At 66.0% G+C, this 22353-nt stretch carries 18 protein-coding genes and 2 tRNA genes; 14 read left to right on the forward strand and 6 right to left on the reverse strand.

The window, feature by feature from the left end:
* Nucleotides 1-194: 194 nt before the first annotated feature.
* Together ABFX45_RS01925 and ABFX45_RS01930 are read left to right on the forward strand one after the other, a co-directional pair.
* On the forward strand, nt 195-1037 hold the full coding sequence (locus ABFX45_RS01925) for a GntR family transcriptional regulator (RefSeq protein WP_346127077.1): 843 nt from the start codon (nt 195-197) through the stop codon (nt 1035-1037).
* Complete coding sequence (locus ABFX45_RS01930; protein ID WP_346127080.1) at nt 1034-1738, forward strand: HAD family hydrolase; 705 nt, start codon at nt 1034-1036, stop codon at nt 1736-1738. Before ABFX45_RS01925 ends, ABFX45_RS01930 begins: the two co-directional genes overlap by 4 nt.
* On the opposite strand, the gene ABFX45_RS01935 is transcribed toward ABFX45_RS01930, so the two are convergent.
* Complete coding sequence (locus tag ABFX45_RS01935) at nt 1735-3162, reverse strand: hypothetical protein (RefSeq protein ID WP_346127082.1); 1428 nt, start codon at nt 3160-3162, stop codon at nt 1735-1737. The two genes, ABFX45_RS01930 and ABFX45_RS01935, sit on opposite strands and share 4 nt — an antisense overlap.
* Nucleotides 3159-3764, reverse strand: a complete 606-nt coding sequence (locus tag ABFX45_RS01940; protein WP_346127084.1) for a hypothetical protein — start codon at nt 3762-3764, stop codon at nt 3159-3161. The genes ABFX45_RS01935 and ABFX45_RS01940 overlap by 4 nt, the downstream gene beginning before the upstream one ends.
* Nucleotides 3765-4124: 360 nt before the next feature.
* Between ABFX45_RS01940 and ABFX45_RS01945 the strand changes: the two genes are divergently transcribed.
* Nucleotides 4125-4892 (forward strand): DUF6338 family protein, encoded by a 768-nt coding sequence (locus ABFX45_RS01945; protein WP_346127086.1) that lies wholly within the window; start codon nt 4125-4127, stop codon nt 4890-4892.
* A 1182-nt stretch (nt 4893-6074) separates the two neighbouring features.
* Here the strand turns inward: ABFX45_RS01945 and ABFX45_RS01950 are convergent.
* The 3 genes from ABFX45_RS01950 to ABFX45_RS01960 all read right to left on the reverse strand — a co-directional run bounded on the left by ABFX45_RS01950 (nt 6075) and on the right by ABFX45_RS01960 (nt 7798).
* A complete protein-coding gene (locus ABFX45_RS01950; RefSeq protein WP_346127088.1) occupies nt 6075-6782 on the reverse strand; it encodes a class I SAM-dependent methyltransferase in 708 nt (235 codons plus the stop codon).
* A gap of 165 nt (nt 6783-6947) precedes the next feature.
* Nucleotides 6948-7355 (reverse strand): VOC family protein, encoded by a 408-nt coding sequence (locus tag ABFX45_RS01955; RefSeq protein ID WP_109630615.1) that lies wholly within the window; start codon nt 7353-7355, stop codon nt 6948-6950.
* Nucleotides 7356-7366: 11 nt separating this feature from the next.
* Nucleotides 7367-7798, reverse strand: a complete 432-nt coding sequence (locus ABFX45_RS01960) for a helix-turn-helix transcriptional regulator (protein ID WP_211337126.1) — start codon at nt 7796-7798, stop codon at nt 7367-7369.
* A 209-nt stretch (nt 7799-8007) separates the two neighbouring features.
* Here ABFX45_RS01960 and ABFX45_RS01965 point away from each other — a divergent pair, with 209 nt between their 5' ends.
* From ABFX45_RS01965 to ABFX45_RS01980, 4 genes are all read left to right on the forward strand, one after another.
* Nucleotides 8008-10695 carry an SdrD B-like domain-containing protein gene (locus ABFX45_RS01965; protein ID WP_346127091.1) on the forward strand — a complete coding sequence of 896 codons (2688 nt, stop codon included), beginning with the start codon at nt 8008-8010 and terminating at the stop codon, nt 10693-10695.
* A 335-nt stretch (nt 10696-11030) separates the two neighbouring features.
* Nucleotides 11031-11402, forward strand: a complete 372-nt coding sequence (locus tag ABFX45_RS01970; protein WP_346127093.1) for a hypothetical protein — start codon at nt 11031-11033, stop codon at nt 11400-11402.
* A gap of 72 nt (nt 11403-11474) precedes the next feature.
* The gene (locus tag ABFX45_RS01975) at nt 11475-14675 is read left to right on the forward strand and encodes a hypothetical protein (RefSeq protein WP_346127095.1); all 3201 of its coding nucleotides are present in this window, start codon (nt 11475-11477) and stop codon (nt 14673-14675) included.
* Nucleotides 14676-14793: 118 nt separating this feature from the next.
* Entirely contained in the window at nt 14794-15543 is a 750-nt protein-coding gene (locus ABFX45_RS01980) for a sulfite exporter TauE/SafE family protein (RefSeq protein WP_112232497.1), read from the forward strand.
* Here the strand turns inward: ABFX45_RS01980 and hisC are convergent.
* Complete coding sequence (gene hisC, locus ABFX45_RS01985) at nt 15533-16600, reverse strand: histidinol-phosphate transaminase (protein WP_109630630.1); 1068 nt, start codon at nt 16598-16600, stop codon at nt 15533-15535. The two genes, ABFX45_RS01980 and hisC, sit on opposite strands and share 11 nt — an antisense overlap.
* A 76-nt stretch (nt 16601-16676) precedes the next feature.
* On the opposite strand from hisC, the gene ABFX45_RS01990 reads away from it, so the two are divergent.
* The 7 genes from ABFX45_RS01990 to ABFX45_RS02020 all read left to right on the forward strand — a co-directional run bounded on the left by ABFX45_RS01990 (nt 16677) and on the right by ABFX45_RS02020 (nt 22340).
* Nucleotides 16677-17318: a dienelactone hydrolase family protein gene (locus tag ABFX45_RS01990; protein ID WP_109630634.1), complete on the forward strand. Its 642-nt coding sequence runs from the start codon at nt 16677-16679 to the stop codon at nt 17316-17318.
* Nucleotides 17319-17453: 135 nt separating this feature from the next.
* Entirely contained in the window at nt 17454-17957 is a 504-nt protein-coding gene (locus tag ABFX45_RS01995) for a hypothetical protein (RefSeq protein WP_146231383.1), read from the forward strand.
* Nucleotides 17954-19210 carry a PPE domain-containing protein gene (locus ABFX45_RS02000; protein ID WP_109630641.1) on the forward strand — a complete coding sequence of 419 codons (1257 nt, stop codon included), beginning with the start codon at nt 17954-17956 and terminating at the stop codon, nt 19208-19210. Before ABFX45_RS01995 ends, ABFX45_RS02000 begins: the two co-directional genes overlap by 4 nt.
* Nucleotides 19207-19962, forward strand: a complete 756-nt coding sequence (locus ABFX45_RS02005; RefSeq protein WP_109630645.1) for an ESX secretion-associated protein EspG — start codon at nt 19207-19209, stop codon at nt 19960-19962. The genes ABFX45_RS02000 and ABFX45_RS02005 overlap by 4 nt, the downstream gene beginning before the upstream one ends.
* Before the next feature lie 75 nt (nt 19963-20037).
* Nucleotides 20038-21981, forward strand: coding sequence for an acetoacetate--CoA ligase (locus tag ABFX45_RS02010; protein ID WP_346127099.1), 1944 nt, complete (start codon nt 20038-20040; stop codon nt 21979-21981).
* A 155-nt stretch (nt 21982-22136) separates the two neighbouring features.
* Nucleotides 22137-22226 (forward strand) — tRNA-Ser (locus ABFX45_RS02015).
* Between the two features lie 41 nt (nt 22227-22267).
* A tRNA-Arg gene (locus ABFX45_RS02020) sits at nt 22268-22340 on the forward strand.
* The last annotated feature ends 13 nt before the right edge of the window (nt 22341-22353 follow it).

The raw sequence follows: 22353 nt of genomic DNA on the forward strand, positions 1-22353 counted from the left end.
ACGGCCTAGCCAAGTTACAAGCTAGCTAGGTTGTCTAGCCAAGTCAAGCAGGTTGGTTTCCCTCGGTTGAGCTAGCTCACTAGGCGGGCTAGACAAGCCGCCCTATCCTTGGGTCATGCATGCACGTGCGTTATGTACGTGCATGCATGAGCAGCGCTAGGAACCTGGCGCTTCCCACAGACCGAGAGGCAGTCATGGCACTGGATCCGGACGACCCGCGACCGCCATACGTGCAGGTCGCGAACGCTCTGCGAGCTGCCATTCTGACCAAGGTCTTTAAGGCAGGCGACAAGCTGCCCTCGCGCGCAGAGCTGGCGAAGAAGTACGAAGTCGCGCCTATGACGGTGCAGAACGCGCTGCGCGAGCTGCGCGACGAAGGCCTGATCGTCTCCCGACAGGGCAGCGGCGTCTTCGTCCGCGAGCGCACGGAGCGCCCGGTTGGCCTCCGCCCACACATCGAGCGCGCGTTCGAGGCGGAGCACGTCACGATCGACTTTGCTGGCTTCTCCGGCGAGACCCTGCAAGGCGTCATGCAGGAGCCGCTGGACAAGATCCGAATCGGCCGGCTGACGCCTGCCTCGATCAACATCCGGATGCTCGTCCCAGACACGTCTCAGCCGTGGGCGATCCCGTGCCAGGTCGAGGACTTGCAGGACAGCCCAGGCTTCCGCAACCGCATGGACGAGATCATGCGTCGCCACACTCTCGCGATCGTGGACAACGTCCAGGAACTCGGAGATCTCGGCCTCGTCAAGGACGTCTCCGTCGAGATCAAGGTTCATCGCGCCGCACCGCTGTTCAAGCTCTACCTGCTCAACAACGAGGAAGCCTTCTTCGGCTTCTACCCAGTCCGCGAGCACGTGATCCGCTTCGACGGCGAACCAAAGCCCATCTATGACCTCGTGGGCAAGGAAGCCATTCTCTTCCACCACAGCGTCACTGATGACGACACCAGCACTGGAAGTCAGTACGTCGAGCAAGCACGCATGTGGTTCGACTCCATGTGGACGACCGTGTCGACGGAGTATCAGCGATGACAGACAGCAGTGTGCCTGTAGACGATCCAACAGCCGTCCATCGCATTCTGGCGAACGCAAGCGCGCTTCTTCTGGACTTCGATGGCCCGGTCTGTTCAGTCTTCGCCGGCCTTCCTGCACCGGTTGTGGCTGATCAACTTCGCGAAGTGCTGGCGGATGGCGGGCATGGGGATCTCCCTCCCGAAGTTGAGAAGAGCGCAGACCCGTTCGACGTTTTCAGCTTTGCAGCCACCATCGGCGACGTCGAGGCGCGATACGTCGAGGCCGCATTGCGGGCGCATGAAGTTGAGGCAGTAGCGACCGCTGAGCCGACCGCCGATACGCATGATCTTATTCGTGAGTGGCACGCCAGCGGCCGAAAGCTTGCAATCGTAAGTAATAACAGCGCCGCAGCAGTCCTGTCCTACTTTCATGCCCATGATCTGACCCATTGCGTCGACAACGTGTCTGCTCGAAGAGAAGCTGATCCCGGCCTCCTGAAACCGAACCCCTTCCTGCTGAATCAAGCAAACGACGCGCTCGGTACTGCAGCTTCGAATTCGGTGCTTATTGGCGACTCGTTGACCGACATTCAGGCTGCCCGCTCCGCAGGTGTGCGTATCATCGGCTACGCCAACAAACCGTCTAAACTAGAGGAATTCGCGGCCGCCGAGCCTGATACCATCATTACGGAAATGAAATTGATCGCGCAGCGGTGTTAGAAGAGTGTGGGCGGACCCAGATCTTCAATTTCTGGAGTCAGCTCTTCGATCGCAAGCAGCTCCTCATTGGACATGTCTGCGAATAGGGTCATCGCAAGCTCTATTAGGTCCATGACAGGGTATGTCGCCGTGGTTTTGCCACTGACGATCGAGGTGGGAAAATCACAGGTGACCGGACTATGTCCACGCATCGCTGCCACCAACTGGCGAACCTCGACAGAAGCACCAAGTGCAGATGCGACCGTGGCTAGCGGCTGGTCATTTATGACATTGATGGGACGATCGGATGAGTAAGCAACCGTTCGACCTCCTGCGCCCAAGCTGAGTTCCGTGACCGCAATGTCTTGCCCATCAAGTCTTTGAAGGAGCTGATCAAATCGCGTGGCCGACCCTGCGCCTGATATGCGTTCGAGTTCGTCCTTCCTCTGTGCCACGTGAACAGAGTGCCGGTCGCTCCTATACACCAGCATGCCTCTATCAAGCTCCCATGTTGCATATCCAGGATCTTGACGCGAGTCAGCAGTGAGGTAGGGAAGCGTGCGGGATACGCGACACGCTTTGGAATTCAGAACGTCTAGGTTGGCAGTCACTAACGCCTGAAAGTTGGCCGACGGGTGCTCTATGCGAATCTTCGAGAGGGTTGCCAGGGTGAGTCTCCGGCCAATCCTTTTCCAAAACTCAAAGTCTTCAACATGCTCAAGTTGAAGCAGGTACGAGAGTGCATCCTCATCCAGGCCGGCCGCGAGCTCGTAGCGGCCAGGGAACGTGCTCGCACTGCCACCTGAGCCGATCCAGACAGCCTGGAGCAGCCTGTTTAGGCGAGTCGATCGAGTTGAGTCGAATGTCGACGCGATCGTTCGCGTTGCGGCTTCCGTCCGCTCGCGTTGCACATGGGCAGCGGCGTCCAGGCCTGACGTAAGCGCAGCAGCTACAGCAGCGGACTTATCGTCATCCAACAGTCCGCGGGCTCCCTGTAGCACGGCACTTGAAGCAAGGCGCACTACCGGATGCTCTTGACGCTGCGAAATCAGTTCCTGGATACCCTGGGAGTCTGTAACTAGAGAGTCGGCCCCGTGTGAAGTTTGATCAAGCTGTGCCAGGAGCCCTTTAGGCTTGCCAGCCATGCCCGTCAGGCTAAAGAATATTGGCCGCGTCTCGGAAGAGAGAGCGATATCATCCTGCAAGTCTGCCAGTGTGGTCTCAGGGCGAAGAAAGAGATGCCTTGATTCTTTCTCGCCGGGCCAGTTGAGTACCATGTCCGGCACGAACGAGTGGTTGAAGTAGTCAGTCTTCTGGATGGATACCCGCTCATCGGTGGCGCGAAGCTCATTGATGACAACCTGCTTTATCCGCGAAATCCCATCCAGCTGGTCCTGGGACCGTAGAGCGTCGAACAAGGCATCAGTAAAAGATGGTACTCTCACGACGCCTCACCTTCTCGAACTTCGTATGCACGGATCACGGCGAGATGATCGAGAGAAATGACTAGTTTCTCTTGCTTGTCAGAAAGTACAATCACCCACAGTCGCTCTGCAACGGCGTTGACGATATCCATGTCGACAAGCGACTCGGCTTCTTCTGGCGAACCAACGCCGAAAACACGTTTGTGTTCCCCGATCACGCAACGCCTTACCATCTCCGCGGAGCAGAGGGAAGTCCATTCCGTCTGCTTGAACGGATGCCAGGTGATCCACATGAAGTTGTCTGAGTACTTAGGTTGCTGAGCGTATGTTACATAACACTTCGCCAGGTACTCAGGATACTCTACAGGTTGATTTCCGGGAGTGGAGTAGTTCTTCACCTCTGCAAGGAAGGACTGACCCTCGACCGGGCCGCCAGACAGGAATCCGACGATGTCAAAAGAGAACTGCCGCCCGTGTGGCCACTGAAACTCACAGCGATCACCGATGATTGGGTCCGTGTTAAGCCAGGCCATCTTCACCCGCGTTGTGGCCTCTAGCCAGCGCTTTGCGCGGCGAGCACCATCACGGCCCTTCTCATGCAATGCTTCGCCGCTGGTCACCATGGCCGCAAGGTACCTCCGATCAACATGTCGTCCTATGCGAACCATCGAGCGTTACCCAAACGGCGTAACAGTGTGTATTCGTATTGTTACCTCCATAGTCGATCTAGTCGCCACCCTGACGCTGATGTGGTCCGCCTCAAGACACGCCGGAGGAGTCGATGACGTGATCACTAGCTATGAGCGCAGGGTAGGAGGTGTTGCTGGTAGCGGGGCTAGCTTGGCTCTCAGGCACGGTTCACCCGGACGGGGGCTTGAGTTGATGTAACAGTACGACCGCCTAGAATCGATTACCTGCTACACGACGCACGGTTGGCCGTTGGGTGTCGTCCACTCGCTGTAGGGCAAATTCTTGGAGCTTCGATGCTTCCCACCGGTTTTCAGCAGCTCGTTGTACTGGCGCTCTTCATCCTTCCTGGATTCGTATTTCAGGCAGTGCGATCTCGACTGCGAGGGCCAACTCCTGAAGATCGGGAAGCGATCGCGAGAGTTCTGAGGTCTCTCGGAATGTCTGCAATACTCAGCATTCTGTACTTTATTCTGCTTGCGGACAGATTGGTGTGGCGTATCCGTGAGCCGGTTAACATGCTTCTGCACGTTGAGCGATCGGCGATGCTTGCATTTGGGCTTATCTTTGCCTTTCCGGCGTTTCTTGCGGCGCTCGGGCAAATTTGGTTCATCCATTCTCGCGAAGCGCCCTACCTTGCTCCGGGATGGTGGCGATGTGTCGCGGGAATTAAGGCATGGGCGGTCGGATGGCAGGCTTGCTTTCGATGGTCGGTGTTCCGGGTATACAGTCCAATCCCAACGGCTTGGGATTACATCGGTCCGGATGTGTCCGGGTATGTCAGGATTCTAACCAAAGACGGGACTTGGCTTGGTGGATACGCGGGCGCTAGAAAGTTTGTAAGCGCATACCCTGAGAGTCGAGAAATATTTCTTGATCGAGCTTTCAGTCTTGACGCGAACGGTGAGTTCGGCGACGAGGTAACCGACACTGCGGGGATGTGGATCAACTGTGCGGAAATTCTTGCGATTCAGTTGTTCAAATCTCCGAGTGAGGCAGCATTGTTGGATTCGGGTAGTCCGGCCGAGACAGGTGACACCCAGGCCGTTCAGGGTGAGAATTGAGACGACGAGCGACCGAGGAGCTGGTTCACCATGGCACAGCGCAGGCGTCAAGGTTGGGTTCCGCCCCGCAACGGTGGCTACACGAGCAACACAGCTAACACACCAGCAGAGCGGGCTGGGCGTAGTCTGCCACCTCCGCCTAAGGGCACAGGCGGGGTAGTAACCGGCGTGCAGCCGCAGCAGAACAAGGAGAGCGACCATGGCCGGTGAGGATGTGGGCGGCCGGCGTGCCGACCATCGGATGGTTGGGGATCCACGCCCTGACGCCGCGCGCGCGGTGCGGCGGGCTATCGACATCGGCAGCGTCGATGGAAGCACTGATCGCCGCGTGCAGGGTGGTGGTTGGATCTCGCGTGACGCCGCCAGGATGGTGGATCACGAAGAGCGTGGCGGCTGGGTCTCCCCAAATCAGCCGACCAGCTCTCCGGCTGAACTTCCAAAGCCTCCGGCTGGGCCTGGCGGAGTGGCCAAGAAGCGTGCAAGCGACTGAGGCTGGGCAATCCCTTCATAGCCCTCGTCACGGCTCAGAAGACCGGCTGCCGAACTTGGCTCTATGGGATCAAGGCGCGCCGCCGTCGGCGGCGCGCACGGGGCCTGTCACGTTGGCACCGGCTTCCCATCCATCCCGGCACGCCGGGCTCCCGCTTCGCTCCGCCCGTCGGCCGTGCGGCGCGGTCGGCGTCCATCCACGGCAACGCGCCACCGACGGCGACGCGCAGGAGCTCCAGCACCCAGGCGTCAGGACGATCGCGCGATCCAAGACCTGACCGAGCCGGGCACGGCGATCGACGCCCGCCAACGCTCCGCGTCATCGGCCAGCGGACATGCCAAAGCCGCCCCACCGAGGACCAGCGGGACGGGACAGCTACCAGGCGCGCCCAGGACGACGTGTAGCGACGGGTGTAGCAACGGTCCGGGACGGGTTGGGACGGGACAGCACCCCTGACCAGGCAACACCGACAACCGCGGACTAGCCCGAACGAACCGGAACAGCAAGATGCAGCCTTGAAAGCGGGAGATGGGAAACCATCCGGGGGTTCAAATCCCTCCGCTTCCGCTCGTGGGTGAGGTGTGTCGACGGAAAACGTCGACCGTCCTCGCTCCAGGTGTCTTCTGGGGACCGAGCCCCCAGACCCCAGCCGGGGCGCCGCCCCGGACCCCGGCAGGGGCCTTCCTGGTTTGTCAGCGGCGCGCCACGGCCAGCAACCGGTGGCTGCCGACCTCGAACGCACCCCCATCGGTGTCGCCGAACAGCTCGACAGACGCGAACCCGGCCGCCCGCAGCATCCGCGTCAGCTCACCAGCCGTGTAGACGTGTTGCACGGCGGTAGACCGCTGCGTCCGCACCCCGTCGCTGAAGGTGAAGTCGATCAGCAGCCGCCCCGAGGCGACGTCGTACGAGTTGACGGCGACCATGTCGACGCCACCCGCGGACAGCTCGATCGAACCCGGCAACGACGGCAGCAACGACTCCGCCGCACACGAATAATCGATCACGAGGACCGGTGCGGCAGCCGCGAGATCCGCCAGAAAGCGGCAGGATCCCGAGTGATCCAAATAGCCGAAACTGTTGCCCATGCAAAGAGCCAGATCTGCGCGAACGCCCTGAGACGCCAGCGAGGAAATGTCTCCCAGCCGCCAGTCCAATGCGGGGGCCTGCGCGCGGGCGTGTTCGATGGCCTCGGCGGAAATGTCGACACCGGTCACGGTGTAACCGCGGCGAGCCAGCTCGATGCTGTGCCTGCCGCTTCCGCACGGCGCGTCCAGCACGCGGGTCCCGTCGGCGAACCCGACGACGAAGTCGATCTCGGCGACCGTCTGGGAGGGCTGGACCGCGCCGCGCCAGAAGGTGTTGGCGAGGTCGGTGAAGAACGAGGTGTACCAAGTCAAGGTAGAAGCTCCTGGTGCGCACAAAACACGTAAAGGGACGTGTGTGTCACCGGGTACGGCGAAGGCACCCGGTGTGTCCGGGGGTGCCCATGGCATCGACCTCGTCTGGGTGAGTGCGTCAGAAGGCTCTACTCAAGCACACCCGCGCCGACCAGCAGAAGCGATTTAAGAGACGGAACGCGGCGTGGAGAAGCGGATCATGTTCCCCGACGGGTCGCGGAACGCGCAGTCGCGGACGCCGTAGAACTGGTCGATCGGCTCCTGCATCACCTCGGCGCCGGCCGCGCGGACCTGTTCGAACTTCGCGTCCACGTCGTCGATCTCGAAGATGATGCCCTGCAGGGATCCCTTGGCCAGCAACGCGTTCAGGGCCTCGTAGTCGGTCGGCGGGATGGGCGGGCCGATGCGGGACAGGCCGATCTCGATGTCCGGCTGGTCCGCCGGACCCACGGTGAGCCAGCGGTAGTCCTCCACGGACTCGTCGGTGCGCACTTCGAGGCCGATGACGTCGCGGTAGAACTTCAGGGCGGCGTCCTGGTCGTGGACGAAGAGGAACGTGTGCGAAAGCTTCATGCCACGAGACCCTAGGTAGAGCTGGGGCGCGTCGCTTCTCGAAACCTGCTCGGTCGCGTCAGGCCCTTCAGGTGGCATCCCGGTACCGCGGCCAGCGAGTCGTGCACGCGTGCCCGGTAGGCGGAGGGGGTTTCGCCGACGAGTTCGGTGAAACGGGCCGAGAACGAGCCGAGGGACGTGCAGCCGACCGCCATGCAGACCTCGGTCACCGACAGGTCGCCCAGGCGCAGCAACGCCTTCGCGCGCTCGATTCGCCTGGTCATGAGGTAGCCGTACGGGGTCTCGCCGTAGGCGGCGCGGAACTGGCGGGCGAAGTGGGAGGGTGACATCAGGGCGGCGCGGGCCATGGCGGGTACGTCCAGCGGCTTGGCGTACTCGCGGTCCATCAGGTCGCGCGCCCGGCGCAGGTGCGCGAGGTCCGAAGGCGTCACGACGACCAGCATGCCACCGAGGGCACAGCTGTCCGCGCTCTGCTCACGCTTTTCTCCGGCCGAAGGTTGCCCTCGTCCCAAAATAATCTTGCGTGTTTTTTCGTGACCTCTTGACGCTTCCCCGGACACTGTGCGTGCGGTACTTTTCGCACGTCCAGCTGGCGCGTGCGGGGGCGTTGACGTCGGCGGACTGCATTGTCACGGGGGTCTTGGGGGATTCATTGTCCGGGAGATCGGTCGGCCGCGCTCTGCTCAGGTTCGCCGCTTTGACGACCGCGGCCGCGATGGCGTTCGGCTCAACGTCCGTTGCTGCGTTCGGGCAAACCGAACCGACGGCCACGAGCACACCGCCGGCCGAGACCCCGACGCCCCAGCCGACCTCGCAGACGCCCCCGCCCCCGCCGCCGAGCAACGAACCGGCGCCCCCGCCGATCCAGCTGGCGACCACCGGCAGCGTGAGCGGCGTGCTGTACGCCGACAAGGACCGCAACGGGCGGCAGGACCCCGGTGAGGCGATCGCAGGTGGCACGGTCACGATCTTCGGCGGCAGCGACAGCTCCGAGCACAAGGCCATCAGCGCCACCGACGGCAAGTTCGCGTTCCGCGATCTCACGCCCGGGACCTACCACCCCACCTACACGCTGGCCGACGGCTGGGTCGTGCACCACACCACGGCCGCCGGCGACCTGATCACGGTCGCCGCGAACCAGACGACCGAGGTGTCCGCACGGGCTGAGCGGCCCTTCTCGGAACAGCTCAAGGTGACCGCGTCGCTCGACCGCGAGAGCTACAAGCACCCGGCGAACGCGACGATCAAGCTGCAGCTCACCAACACCACCGACCACCCGATCGACGGCATCCAGGCGGCCTGCGACCGCGAGGAGTCCGCGAACTCGCTCGGCCGCGCCGAGGGCTGGAAGCAGCTGAAGGGCAGCGGGCTCCGGATCGAAGCCGGTGACCAGCGCACGATCTTCATCGTCGAGGAGATCCCGGCGGGCGCCCGTGAGCAGGGTTCCGTCACGCTCGACTGCGACTTCGCACCGTTCGTCAACTGGAACCCCGACGGCCCGTCCGTGCACGACGAGGCAGCGGTGACCGGTGGCGTCGGCGGCTACACGATGCTGCTCGGCTACGACTGGAACGCCGACAACCGCGTCGACCCGGCCGAGGCCATCCACGGTGCGGAGGTCGTGCTGCTGCACCAGCAGACCGGCGTGCAGGTCGCCGAGGGGCGCAGCGGACAGGACGGCAAGATCGAGTTCACCGGGCTGGCGCCCGGCGAGTACCGGGCGGTGGTCCTCGGCGGGTGGGCGTTCCGCGATGCCGGTCAGGATCTCGTGCGCATCACCGGCGAGCAGGGGTCCGGCTACCGGATCCTGAAGTACGCGAGGCCAGCGGACCTGCGCGGCGCGGTGAAGTTCGAGAAGACGCGCTACGAGTCGCACGAGACGGTGCGCATGTGGCTGACCGTCACGAACATCGGTGGCCAGACCGCTGAGCGCGCCCGCCTGGAGACGCCGATCAGGGAACTGGACATCCCCGAGTCGCAGTGGGGCGAGTTCGGCTACGGCGGTGCGGGCATCCGGATCCCCGCCGGCGAGTCCCGCACGTTCGAGGTCACGGGCAAGATCCGCGACATCTACGGCGGCCAGCTGCGCTTCTGGCGGTGGATCAGCTACCTGGGCCGGCCGAACCCGCACAACAGCGGGTTCGAGGGCCTGGTCGAGGTGGTGCAGACCAGGGGCGACATCACCGGCGTCGTCTACACCGACCGGAACCGCAACGGCCAGCAGGATCACGGCGAGGCTGCCGCAGACGTCGTCGTCGAGGCCAACGGCGGTGCGCCGCACGGCTACTTCAAGACCACCACGGACGTCTTCGGCCGCTTCTCGTTCAAGGGCGTTCCGTCCGGCTCGTACTGGGTCGGGTACACGCTGGCCGACGGGTGGCTCGTGCACATCGAGGGCGATGGCCCGCAGAGCTGGGTGGAGCCGGGAGCCTCGGTCCAGCTCACCGCACGCGCGGAGCGGCCGTACCGCGAGACGTTGAAGGCGACCGTGGTGCTCGACAAGGCCACCTATGCGGTCGGCGACCTCGCGAAGATCACCATCACGCTGACGAACACCGGCGACCGCGAGATCAGCGGCATCCAGGCCGCGTGCAACAGGATCGGCGACGGCAACCACCTCGGTGGCAGCGACGAGGACCCGATGACCGGCTGGGGCGATCTGGGCTACTGGGGCAAGGGCGTGACGGTCGGCCCCCGAGAGACCCGGACGTTCGTCGTCACCGAGAAGGTGCCCACGGCGGCGCGCAACAAGCGCAGGGTGGTCATCGCCTGCGACTTCGCGCCGAACCCCGGCTACAACACCGACGGCCCGTACGGCTTCGACTGGGCCAGCGTGCCCGGTGGGTCTGGCGGTCTGACGGGACCGCTGTACCACGACCGCAACGGCAACTACGTGGTCGACGCGGGCGAGGCCATCCCCAACACCCGGATCCTGCTGCTCACCGACAAGGAGAACGGCTTCGCCGTCGCCGAGACGGTGTCGGACGACCAGGGCACGGTGCGCTTCGAGCAGGTTCCGCCGGGCAACTGGTGGGCGTGGGTCGACGGGCCGTGGAAGTTCGAGGGTGAGTGGGGCGGCCACGTGCAGGTCTTCGGCGACGTCGTCGCGAGCTCCGGCTTCCCGGTCGTGCCCGGCCCGCCGCCCGGACCCGAGCCGGGTGGCGACCCCGGCACCGGCGATCCCGTGGACACCGGCGACACCGACGACAGCGCCGGTGGTGGCACGGGCAGTGCGCTCGCCAAGACCGGTGCCAGCGTGCTCGGGCTCGGTGTGCTCGCCGTGCTGCTCGTCGCCTTCGGCCTCGGCGCTCGCGTAGCCGGCCGCCGCAGGACTTCTTGATCCATCCGCACTACTCATGGGAACCAGATGTCCGAGAGATCCGCGAGAACTGGCCTGCTCAGATTGACGGCCCACGCCGGCGCGGCGATGCGCCGCAAGTCCGCACTCAAGTAGCGCCGAGTGCGTTACACCTTGAGTCCAACCTCACAAGCTCCCTCCACAGTGGAACGTTTGAGGCCGGAAAGGGCTTCCACCTGCGGCGAAGCTGAGGTAGCTTGACCGCGTTCTGCAGACACGTGCGGGGGCTTCGACGTCTGCGAGCCACACCGACTTCGGTCATGGGGGATTTTTTGTCCGAAAGAACGGTCAGCCGTGCCCTGCTCAGAATTGGGGCTTTGACCACCGCCGCGCTGCCGGAGTTCGGTGGTGCCACCACCGGCGCGCTCGCGCAGGTGGTCCTCGAGGGTCCATGGCGGGTCGACTACCGCCGGATCAGCAACAAGTTCTTCCTCGTCAAGGCGCGCGAGGAGCCGCAGGTGCAGTTGCTCTTCCGGGTGCCGGGTCCCGTGACAGAGGACCCCGGCCATCTGTTGCCGGAGGACCAGGAACCCGGCACGAACACTCCTCCCGTCAAGGCTTCCGCGGGTGGTGGCGACGAGGCGCTGGCCAAGACCGGTGCCAGCGTCCTGGGACTGGGCGTGCTCGGCGCGCTGCTCGTGGCGTTCGGCTTGGGCGCCAGCGTGTTCGGCAGTCGCAGGACTGCATAACAACTGAATTCGCACGTGGCCGGTGCTCGTCACGAGTGCCGGCCACACCATCCTCGGAACCAGGGGGATTCATTGTCAGAGAGATCGATCAGCCGCGCCCTGCTGAGAGCCGGGGCCCTGACCACCGCTGTCGTCCTGGCGTTCGGCGGAGCCACCACCGGTGCGCTCGCGCAGGAGCCGGAGACGCCGACGTCGAGCGTCGAACCGGCGCCGACGCCTACGAGCGAGCCGAGCACGCCTCCGTCCACAACGGACCCGGCGCCGCCGTCACCGACCGAGTCCACGCCGCCGTCCTCGAGCGAGCCCACGCCACCGAGCGAACCGTCCGCACCCGCGGAACCGAGCACGCCGGTGCCGTCCACGACTCCGTCCACCTCGACTCCGTCCATTCCGGACACGAAGCCGGAGGAGGAGAAGAAGGAAACGCCGCCCGCCGCTCTCACCGGCGAGCCGCGTCCGGATCTCTCCGTGACGGTCACGCCTGACAAGCCGGAGTTCCTGCCCGCCGAGGACATCGGACTCACCCTCACTGTCAAGAACAAGGGTGAGGCGCCGGCGACGGACATCAGGCTCGGCTACGAGTCCAGCCAGGCCTGGCTGGCCGCCGGCGCCGCTGACCTGAGCAGCCGCCCGTCGCTCGCGCCGGGTCAGGAGAAGTCCTTCCGCGTGGCCCTGCGGCCGACGTCGTCAACCTCGGACTCGGTGCATTTCCAGTTCCGCGCGACCGTGGACGGCGTCGGCGACCCGACGCCGGGCGACAACGGCACGAGCACTCACCTGACGATCCGCCAGCTCAAGGGCACCGTCACCGGTGTGCTCTACACCGACACGAACGGCAACGGCGCCTTCGACCAGGGCGAGGGCCTGCCGAATGTCACGTTCGGCACCAAGGGCGGCTCACCGGACAGCTCGAACTGGAGTTACACCGACGCCAACGGCAAGTTCAACATGTGGAGCGTCGTCGCGGGCAAGCACACCGTGGTGAACGTCGACAACTACAGGTACGCGGTGCAGCCCGGTTTCACCGACTTCGTGGTGGAGCACAACAAGGAAACGAAGCTCGCGCTGCCCGTGGTCGCCCCGGTCCGCAACTCGTTGTCTGCGACCATGGCGTTCGACAAGGCGTCGTACCACGTCACGGACGAGGTCGGGCTGAACATCACGCTGAAGAACTCCGGCACCCAGCCGCTCCACCGCGTGGTCGCGGTCTGCGGTGGCGGCCTCTCCGGCCCGGAGTTCCTCAACAGCGACAACTTCTCGCAGCTGCACCCGGACGGCGAAGGCGTCACCGTGCCGGCGGGTGGTGAGACCAAGGTGTTCGTCACCACGAACATGCCGAAGATCAACAACCCGTGGATCTACGCCAACTGCTGGTTCGGCAACGTCGGCCGCAACATCGGCACCTACACGTGGGTGGGCAACGTGTCCGCGAAGGTGCACGGCCTGCACGGTGACTACTCCGGCCGGGTCGTGAACGCCGAGACCGGTGCGCCGATCCCCAACGCGCGCGTCAACGTGCTCGACCCCGTGACGCGCCGCCCGCTCAAGGACGTCATCAACGCCGACGGCAACGGCAACCTGAGGATCTACGGCCTGACGCCGGGCAAGACCGTCCTCCAGGTCGCCGGCACGTGGAAGCCGCAGGACGGCAACGAGTTCGTCATCGACGTCGTCGCCGACACCACGACGACCCGCGATCTCACCGTCGTGCCGAGCGACGTCGTGGTTCCCGACGCCGGTCACCGTCCCGACATGGCGATCACCATGAAGTTCGACAAGGACACCTACGACATCGCCGAGCCGATGCGGGTCAACGTCACGGTGAAGAACGTCGGCACCGGTCGCGAGGCCGAGGTACGCCTGGAGAACGACTACCAGAACCCGAACATGCGACTGCTGGAGTTCGACCGGTCGCAGTTGGGCGAACTCGCCGACACCACCAAGAAGGTGTTCCTGTGGCCGGGTGAGAGCCGTGAGATCACGGTGGTCGGCACCGCGCCGTACTTCATGGGCAACGACGACAAGGTGTCGCTGGCGCTCAGGCTCTTCACCCCGATCGACCACGGTCCCGCCAACAACTCCGCGTCGGCGACGGCCTCGGTCACGTACAAGAGCGGTGACGCGGCAGTCGTGCTGTACGCCGACGCCAACAAGAACAAGCGCAAGGACGCGGACGAGCGGACGTTCTCGAACGCACGGGTGTTCGTCAACGGCGGGAACCGGCCGTACAAGTCGGTGGAGGCCACGACCGACGCATCCGGGCGCGCGGTGTTCACCGACCTGCCCGTCGGCCTGTTCCAGGTGTACGCCGAGTACCCCGACGGCTGGGTGCGGCCTTCCCGCGACCAGATGACCGTGAGCGCCGACGCCGAGACCGTGTTCGAGCTCGGTGCGGAGCGTCCGCTGTCCGACAACTTCTTCGCGACGTTGAACTTCACGAAGGAGGAGTACGCGGCGGGCGAGAGGTTCGAGGCCGACATCACGCTGGAGAACCGCACCGGTGCGGACCTGCCCGCGGTGAACGCGCTCTGCAGCGGTCCCGGCGAGCCGGGCGAGATCTACAACGACGGTTCCGGCTGGGGCGGTCTGGCCTGGGACGGTGGCGGTGTGTCGGTCCCGAACGGCGAGAAGCGCGCCTTCCGGGTCAAGGGTGACCAGCCGAAGGAGTCGGCGTCCATCGGTTACGCGACCCTTCACTGCTCCTTCGCTCCCGACTTGTCGGACCCCGGTGCCGCCCACGCGGGCGACGAGTTCCGGGTGCCCGGCCTGCGCGCCGACGCCGTCGGCATGCTGCTGACGGACGGCCCGAACGGTGAGGTCCCGAAGGACAAGACGACCGTCGTCGTGGTCGACTCCGGTACGAAGAAGGTTGTCGCGCGCACGGTCACGGACGCGGACGGCAAGTTCGGGGTCACGCAGCTGCCGGTCGGCAAGTACGACGTGGTCGTCCCCGGCCCGTGGAAGGTCGAGATCCGCCGGATGAACCCGTGGTTCCTCGTGCGGGCCGGCGGTGAGAGCTGGGTGCAGCTCTTCCACCTCGTGCCCGGTCCCGAGGTCGAGGACCCCGGCTACCCGCTGCCGGAGGACCAGGTCACCGTCACCCCGCCGGCCCCGGCTGGTCCGGCCGGTCCGGCCGGCGCCGGTGGTGCCGGTGGTTCGGGTGACGCGCTCGCCAAGACCGGTGCCAGCGTGCTCGGCCTCGGTGTCATCGGCGCGTTGCTCGTGGCCTTCGGGTTCGGCGCCAGCATCATCGGACGCCGTCGCACGGCCTAACTGAAGATCTGCAGGGCCGGCACTCACGCTGAGTGTCGGCCCTGTTGTCGTGAGCGCCACACTTCGCCGTCCCGAGTGGAGTGTTAGCGTCGCTAACCGTTGGGTACCTGGGGGTGACATGACGGTCTGGGAAGCAATCGCGGTGGTGATCGCGGGTGTGTTCGCAGGCGGTATCAACACCGTCGTCGGCAGCGGCACGCTCGTGACCTTCCCGGTGCTTCTCGCCGTCGGCTATCCACCCGTGGTCGCGAACGTCTCCAACAGCCTGGGTCTGGTGCCCGGCTCGTTGTCCGGCGCGTGGGGGTACCGCGAGGAGCTCAAGGGGCAGAAGAGCCGGATCGCGCGGCTGCTGCCCGCGTCGATCCTGGGCGGGATCGTCGGCGCCATCCTGCTGGTGACACTGCCGGACAAGGCGTTCACCGCGATCGTGCCGGTGCTGATCGTGATCGCGCTGGTTCTCGTGGTGATCCAGCCGTGGCTCAACCGCAAGCTCGCTCACCGCAGAAGCCACAACGACGGCGGCGTGCTGCTGTGGATCGGGGTGTTCGCCGCGGGCATCTACGGCGGCTACTTCGGGGCCGCCCAGGGCGTGCTGGTCATGGGGCTCATGGGAGTGCTCGTCGCCGAGCACCTGCAGCGGCTGAACGCGGTGAAGAACCTGCTGACCGCGTTCGTGAACCTGGTCGCCGGCGTCATGTTCATCTTCATCGCCGACGTGGCGTGGCTCGCGGTGGCGCTGCTGGCCGCCGGGTCGGTGGTCGGCGGCCAGATCGGGGCCAAGATCGGCCGCAAACTCCCACCCGCCGTGCTGCGCGGCGTCATCGTGGTGGTGGGAGTCGCGGCGATCGTTCAGCTGCTCATGAAGTGAACGCGCGGGCTGCGGCCAGGAAGGCGTCGTTCTCCTCCGGCTCGCCGATCGTCACGCGGGTGCCCTCGCCCACGAACGCGCGCACGACGACCTTGTGCGCCAGGCAGTGCTCGTTGAACGCGGCCGTGCGCTCGCCCAGCGGCAGCCACACGAAGTTCGCCTGCGTCTCCGGCACCTCGTAGCCCATCGCCAGCAGCTCGCCGCGAACCCGCGTGCGCTCCGCGACGATCGCGCGGCAGCGGACCATCAGCTCGTCCTCCGCGTCCAGCGAGGCCATCGCGGCGACCTGCGCGAGGGCGTTCACCGAGAACGGCACGTAGACCTTGCGCAGCGCCTCGGCGACCTGCGGCTGGGCGACCGCGTAACCGATCCGCAGGCCCGCGAGGCCGTACGCCTTGGAGAACGTCCGCAGCACCGCCACGTTGTCGCGACCGGCTGCCCACTGCTGTTTCGCGAGCTCGACGCCGTCCGGGACGTGCGCGTCGTCGACGAACTCCTTGTAGGCCTCGTCGAGCACCACGAGAACGTCGTTCGGCACCTTCGCGATGAACGCCTCGATGTCCTCGGTGCGCAACGCCGTACCGGTCGGGTTGTTCGGGTTGCAGACGAACACCATGCGCGTGTTCGGCGTGATCGCCGCGGCCATCGCGTCGAGGTCGTGCACGTGACCTTCGGTCAACGGCACCCGGACCTGCTTCGCTCCCGCCACGTGCGTGACGATCGGGTAGGCCTCGAACGACCGCCACGCGAACAGCACCTCGTCGTTCTCGGTGCAGGTCGCCTGGACGAGCTGCTGGCACAGGGTCACCGAGCCGCAGCCGATGGCCAGGTGGTCGGCAGGAACGCCGAGCTTGTCGGCGAGCCTGCCCGTGAGCTCGGTGCAGCCGGTGTCCGGGTACCGGTTGATGGCGGTGGCCGCCTCGGCGATCGCTTTGACGACGCTGGGGAGCGGTCCGGCGGACACCTCGTTGCTCGCGAGCTTGATGGCGCCGGGGATGGTCCTGCCGGGCACGTAGGACGGCAGGGACGCCAGGTCAGCACGGGTTCGCACGGTCATGCACGCGATCCTCGCATTGCTCCGTCCGATTGGTCACGTTGACTTGAGTTCACCCTCACGTGCAAGGGTGGAAAACATGACCATTACCCGCACCGAGACGCTATCCCTCACCGACGGCCGTGAGCTGCGGGTGACGATCGGCGAACCCGAGTCCGCCGTCCGTGGCGGGCTGGTGGTGCTGCACGAGGCCCGCGGTATGACCGCGGGGGTGCGGACGCTCGTCAGCAGTCTGGCCGCGGAGGGCTGGCTCGCCATCGCGCCGCACCTCTACGACGCGGACCGCGTGCACGGCGACGACATCAGGGACCAGGTCAGCAAGCTGTCGGGAGACCGGTTGCTGGAGGACACCGACGTCGCGTTCGTCTGGCTGGGACAGCAGGGCGTGAGCCCGGACCGCATGGGTGTCGTCGGTTTCGACACCGGCGGCACCGTCGCGATGGTGGTCGCCGCGAGTCGCACGATCGGAGCAGCGGTCACCGTTCAGGGACCGGGCATCCTCGAACCGCTCTCGGACGGACTGCCGGCGCTGGTGGACGTCGCGGGTGACCTCACGTGTCCGTGGCTGGGCATCTACCGCGACGACGACTCGGAAGAAGTGAGCAAGCTTCGAGATGCGGTGATCAGCTCCGAAACCGCTTCGGATGTGGTCCGATTCGACGTTTCCAGTGACGAAGCCTGGGTTCGTGCGCTGAACTGGTTCGACGCGCACATGAGGTAAGAGTCTTTACGGCGGATTGGAACCGAACCGTACTCCAGGTACATCTAAGGGATGCTTCGGACGGCTGACTGGGTGTAGCTGTGAGTAACACTCAGTGCTGCGGTGACGAGTAAGCAGTGCAGGGGGTTGTGAGGGATGGCTGAAGGCACTGGGACAGGCACTGAGACACCCGCGGTCTCGGCGGCGGCGACGACCACTCCGCTGAGCGCGGAACAGCTAGCGGCGGTGAAACCCGTTCTCCAGCACCAGATGCTGGTGGACAAGGCGGTGGCGAGCAGCGCCGCGGCCAAACTCGACCAGGCGGCGGACAGCGGCAAGCTGACGCTCGACGAGGACGCCGCGGATGCGTTGATCAAGGCGGTCGATGCCGCGCGCGACCAGGTGATGGACCTGTGGAAGCGCTCGAGCGACCAGCTTGCGACACCGCTGCAGTTCGGCGAGAACCCGGTCGCGAAGGCGATCAGCGCGCGGTTCTCCGAACTCGCCGTCGGTGAGGACTCCGGCGCGGCGAAGGCGTTGCTGGACCTCTACAAGGTCCTCGACGACATCAGCAACGCGCTGAGCAAGAACCGCGACAACACCCGCAACGCCGACGAGGAAGCCCAGCAGGGCTTCAAGAACGCCGGAGGGTCCTGGTGAGTCAGGGATCGCACGACAACAAGGGCAACGGCAACAGCGGCAAGGACGACAAGTCCCCCTACGACGACCAGAACCACCGCGAGAAGCTGTACGAGCCGATCGACTGGATGACGTTCTCGCACGTGGACCTCTACAACATGGTGCACACGGGCGTGAACCTCGCCGGTGCCCAGGCCGCGGCGACGAACTGGCAGAAGATCGCCGAGGACATCTCCGGTGTGCGGACGAACCTGCTCAAGGCCGTCGAGGACTCCGCGGTCGGCTGGGACAGCGAGTCGGCCCGGCTCGCCCGTGACGGTCTGACCCAGGTCACCAACTGGGTCGACGACACCGCGCACTACGCGCAGAAGGTCTCCGCGGCGATCACAACGGAGACCAACAACGTCGAGGCGGCCCGTGCCGCGATGCCACCGCCTCCCAAGGCGCCGGAACCGCCGGTGCCGGTGGAACCGCAGATCCCGCGGTCGGCTCTGCGCGACCGGCTGACGATGATCGACGGGGTGAGCGGGTTCGGTGGCATCGAGGACCTGAGACGCGACGCGCGGCTCGTGCAGACCACGGGCGAGTTCTCCGGCTTCGAGAACCTCGGCACCAGCACGGTCGACACGCTCGCCGCTGCCGACGCCTCGCACCGCGTCGCGGCGGACGTGATGGCGGCGTTCCAGCGCAACTCGGCCGCCGTCGACCAGACCGTGCCCGCGCAGTTCACGCCTCCGGTGAACCCGGTCAACCCGAACCCGACGCTGGGTGGGCCCGACACCGGTACCCGCACCCCGCCGCCGGACACCAGCACCGGTGGTGGAGCCGGCGGACCGGTCACGACCACGCCCGGCAGCACGAACCGCGGCACCACGAACACGTCGTCCCGCAGCTACGGCGGCGGTGCCGGTGTTCGCGGTGGTGGCGGAGGCTTCGGCGGTGGCATGGCCGGACGGACCTTCGTGCCGGGCAGCGGCAACCAGGCCGGTGGCGGTGGTGGTGCAGGCGGCAGCGGTGGCGCGGGTCTCGCGGCCGGTGTCAACGAGCGCTCCGGCGCGGGTGCCGCCGCGGCTGCCGCGTCGTCCGCGACCGGTGGCCAGACCAGGGCGTTCCAGAACCCGCTCGCGATGGGTGCGGCGCCGATGGCCGGTGCACCCGCGGCGGCGCAGGGCCGTGACGACGAGCGCGAGCACAAGAGCGCGAGCTACCTGGAAGAGGACGACAACGTCTTCGGCTTGGACCGCAAGGCGGCCCCGCCGGTGATCGGTCAGTGAGCGAACGCCAGTTCACGGTGAGTTCGCAGGAGTTCTTCCTGCTCTGGCAAGCCGTGCACGGCGAGGACCGCGTCGTGCCGCTCGGCACGCCCCACGTGGGCGCCACCCGAGCGGCGCGGCAGCGCCTCGTGGAAGAGAGCTCGCAGACCCTTCACGCCCGCGGGCTGGGCACCGTGCACCGTCCGGACCCGGACCTGCGCGCGTTGATCAGCGGCCTCGGCGAGTTCGACCGCGCGCTGGAGATCGCCTACTTCAAGGGCACCGAACTGGCCCGCGGCATCGCGTGCGCGGGCTGGACCGGCGCGTTCGCCGCCCGCGTGAACAACGACGTGCACCTGTACGCGTTCCGCCCGAACGCGCTGGCTTCGGCCACGGTGTCATCGTTGCCAGGCCTCGCGCCCGGCAGCGGCCGTTCCGTGAACGTGCGGTGGGACGACTACGTGCGCGCGGGCAAGGCCGGCGAGCAGGACGGCAAGCAGGCGTTCCTGGACGTGCTGCGCGAGGCCGGCATCCGCGAACCGGAAGCGCACGCCCTGATGCGCATCGTGACGTCCCGGATCGGTGGCGGCGAACTGGGCCTCACCGCTCGCAACCGCGACGGCGTGCCTCGTCCGACGGGTCGTTCGGTGTCGTGGCTGGACACCCGCGAAGGCCGCTACCTCCTCCGCAAGCAGGACGGCTGGCTCGTGCTGGCCCCGGCCGACGCCTCGCGGCTGACCTCGGCCGTGGACGAGCTCCTCGCGGCGGGGTAGTTCCACACTGATGGTGGACGTCCTGTCCGCCAATCACACATGGACGTGCGGTTCTGCCTCAACTAGACATGGGGCATGACCGACACCGACGTCGAACTGCTGTGGCGCCCCGACCCCACGAGGGACAACGGGATGACCGCCTTCCGCTCGTGGTTGCGCGATCGCGGGCACGACTTCCCCGACTACGAGTCGCTGTGGGAGTGGTCCGTCTCCGATCTCGACGGGTTCTGGGGCGCCATAGCTTCGTACTTCGACGTCCGGTTCCACTCCGCTCCCGAGCGCGTGCTGGGCTCCGCGGACATGCCGGGCGCCCAGTGGTTCCCGGGTTCGACGCTGAACTACGCCGAGCACGCCCTGCGCCGCGGTGCCGACGACGAGCTCGCCGTGATCTTCCACCGCGAGGACGGCTTCACCTCGTCGCTGACCTTCGGCACCCTGCGCTCGCGGGTGGCCGCTTTCCGGGCCGCCCTGGCCTCTCTGGGCGTCTCCGCCGGCGACCGGGTGGTGGCGCTCGTCCCCAACGCTCCCGAGGCCTTGATCGCCTTCCTGGCGGCCGCCTCGCTGGGCGCGACGTGGTCCTCCTGCTCCCCGGACTTCGGCGCACGAGCCGTCGCCGACCGCTTCACCCAGATCTCGCCCGTGGTGTTCGTCGCCGTCTCGGGCTACGTCTACAACGGACGGTCCTTCGACTGCCGCCCGGTCGTCGAGGAGATCCGCTCGCAGATCCCCTCGCTGCGCGCCACGGTGTTGATCGACTACCTGGACAACGGCGCTTCCCTGCCGGACACGCTGTCGTTCTCGGAGCTGGTTTCCGCACACGAGGGCGCGCCGCTGGAGTTCACACCGGTGCCGTTCGACCACCCGCTGTGGGTGCTCTACTCGTCCGGCACCACGGGCCTGCCCAAGGGCATCGTCCAGGGCCACGGCGGCATCGTCCTGGAACACCTGAAGATGCTCGCCCTGCACAGCGACCTGGGCCCCGGCGACCGCTTCTTCTGGTTCACCACGACCGGCTGGATGATGTGGAACTACCTGGTCGGTGGCCTCCTGGTCGGCACCACGATCGTCCTGTACGACGGCAGCCCGGCCCACCCGTCGCTGAACACGTTGTGGCACTTGGCCGAACAACACCGCGTGACCTACTTCGGCACCTCGGCCCCGTACGTCCAGTCGTGCCTGAAGGAGGGCCTCGACCCGTCGTCCCGCTACGACCTGACGGGCCTGCGCGTCGTCGGCTCGACCGGCGCACCCCTCACCCCGGAAGGCTTCCGCTGGATCGCCTCCGCCGTCGGCAAGGACGTCCAGATCGCCTCGGTCTCCGGCGGCACCGACCTCTGCACGGCCTTCGTGGCAGCCTCCCCGGACCGCCCGGTCTGGCTGGGTGAACTCTCCTGCCGAGCCCTCGGCGCCGCGGTCTTCGCGTTCGACGAGGCCGGCAACGCGGTGGAGGACACCGTGGGCGAACTGGTGATCACCAAGCCGATGCCGTCCATGCCGGTCTTCTTCTGGGGCGACGAAGACGGCTCGCGGCTGCGCGACGCCTACTTCGACACCTACCCGGGAATCTGGCGCCACGGCGACTGGATCCGCATCACCCCACGCGGCTCGGCCGTGATCTACGGCCGCTCCGACTCGACCCTGAACCGAGGCGGCGTCCGGATGGGCACCTCGGAGTTCTACCGCGTGGTCGAGTCGATCCCGGGCGTCGTCGACTCCCTGGTGATCGACACCTCCGGCGTCTCCGAGGGCGAGCTGCTGTGCTTCGTCGTGCTGGACGGCGTCTCGTTGCCCGACGTGGAACCGTTGCTGCGCAAGGAATTGCGCTCGTCGCTTTCTCCGCGTCATGTCCCGAACCGCTTCGTGGCGGTGGCCGAGATCCCGCGGACGTTGAACGGCAAGAAGTGCGAGGTGCCGGTGAAGAAGATCCTCGCCGGCGTCGACCCGGATCGCGCCGTCAGCCGCGACGCCCTCCGCAATCCCGAGTCCCTCCAACCGTTCCTGGAACTCGCCTCGGGATGATCTAGGTCACTCCTGATCCGGTGAACAGGCGTTTAACGCCCCTCTCGAGGTCCTCGCGCGTGCCCTGACCAGCGCGTTCATGTCTTCGAGGGGGGCGTTTTGCAACTCGGTTGAGGACCTGTGTAACCTATGCGTCGTGGCCAAGGATGGTCCCGGGAGGCTTCGCCTAGTCTGGTCTATGGCGCCGCACTGCTAATGCGGTTTGGGGTAACCCCCCATCCCGGGTTCAAATCCCGGAGCCTCCGCAAGGCCGAGCCTCTTGAGGATCGGTTATAATTGAAGACCTGCGCTCGTAGCTCAACGGATAGAGCATCTGACTACGGATCAGAAGGTTACAGGTTCGAATCCTGTCGAGCGCGCAGCTCAGAGGCC

The organism is Lentzea roselyniae (assembly GCF_039537795.1).
Classification (GTDB): Bacteria; Actinomycetota; Actinomycetes; order Mycobacteriales; family Pseudonocardiaceae; genus Lentzea; species Lentzea atacamensis.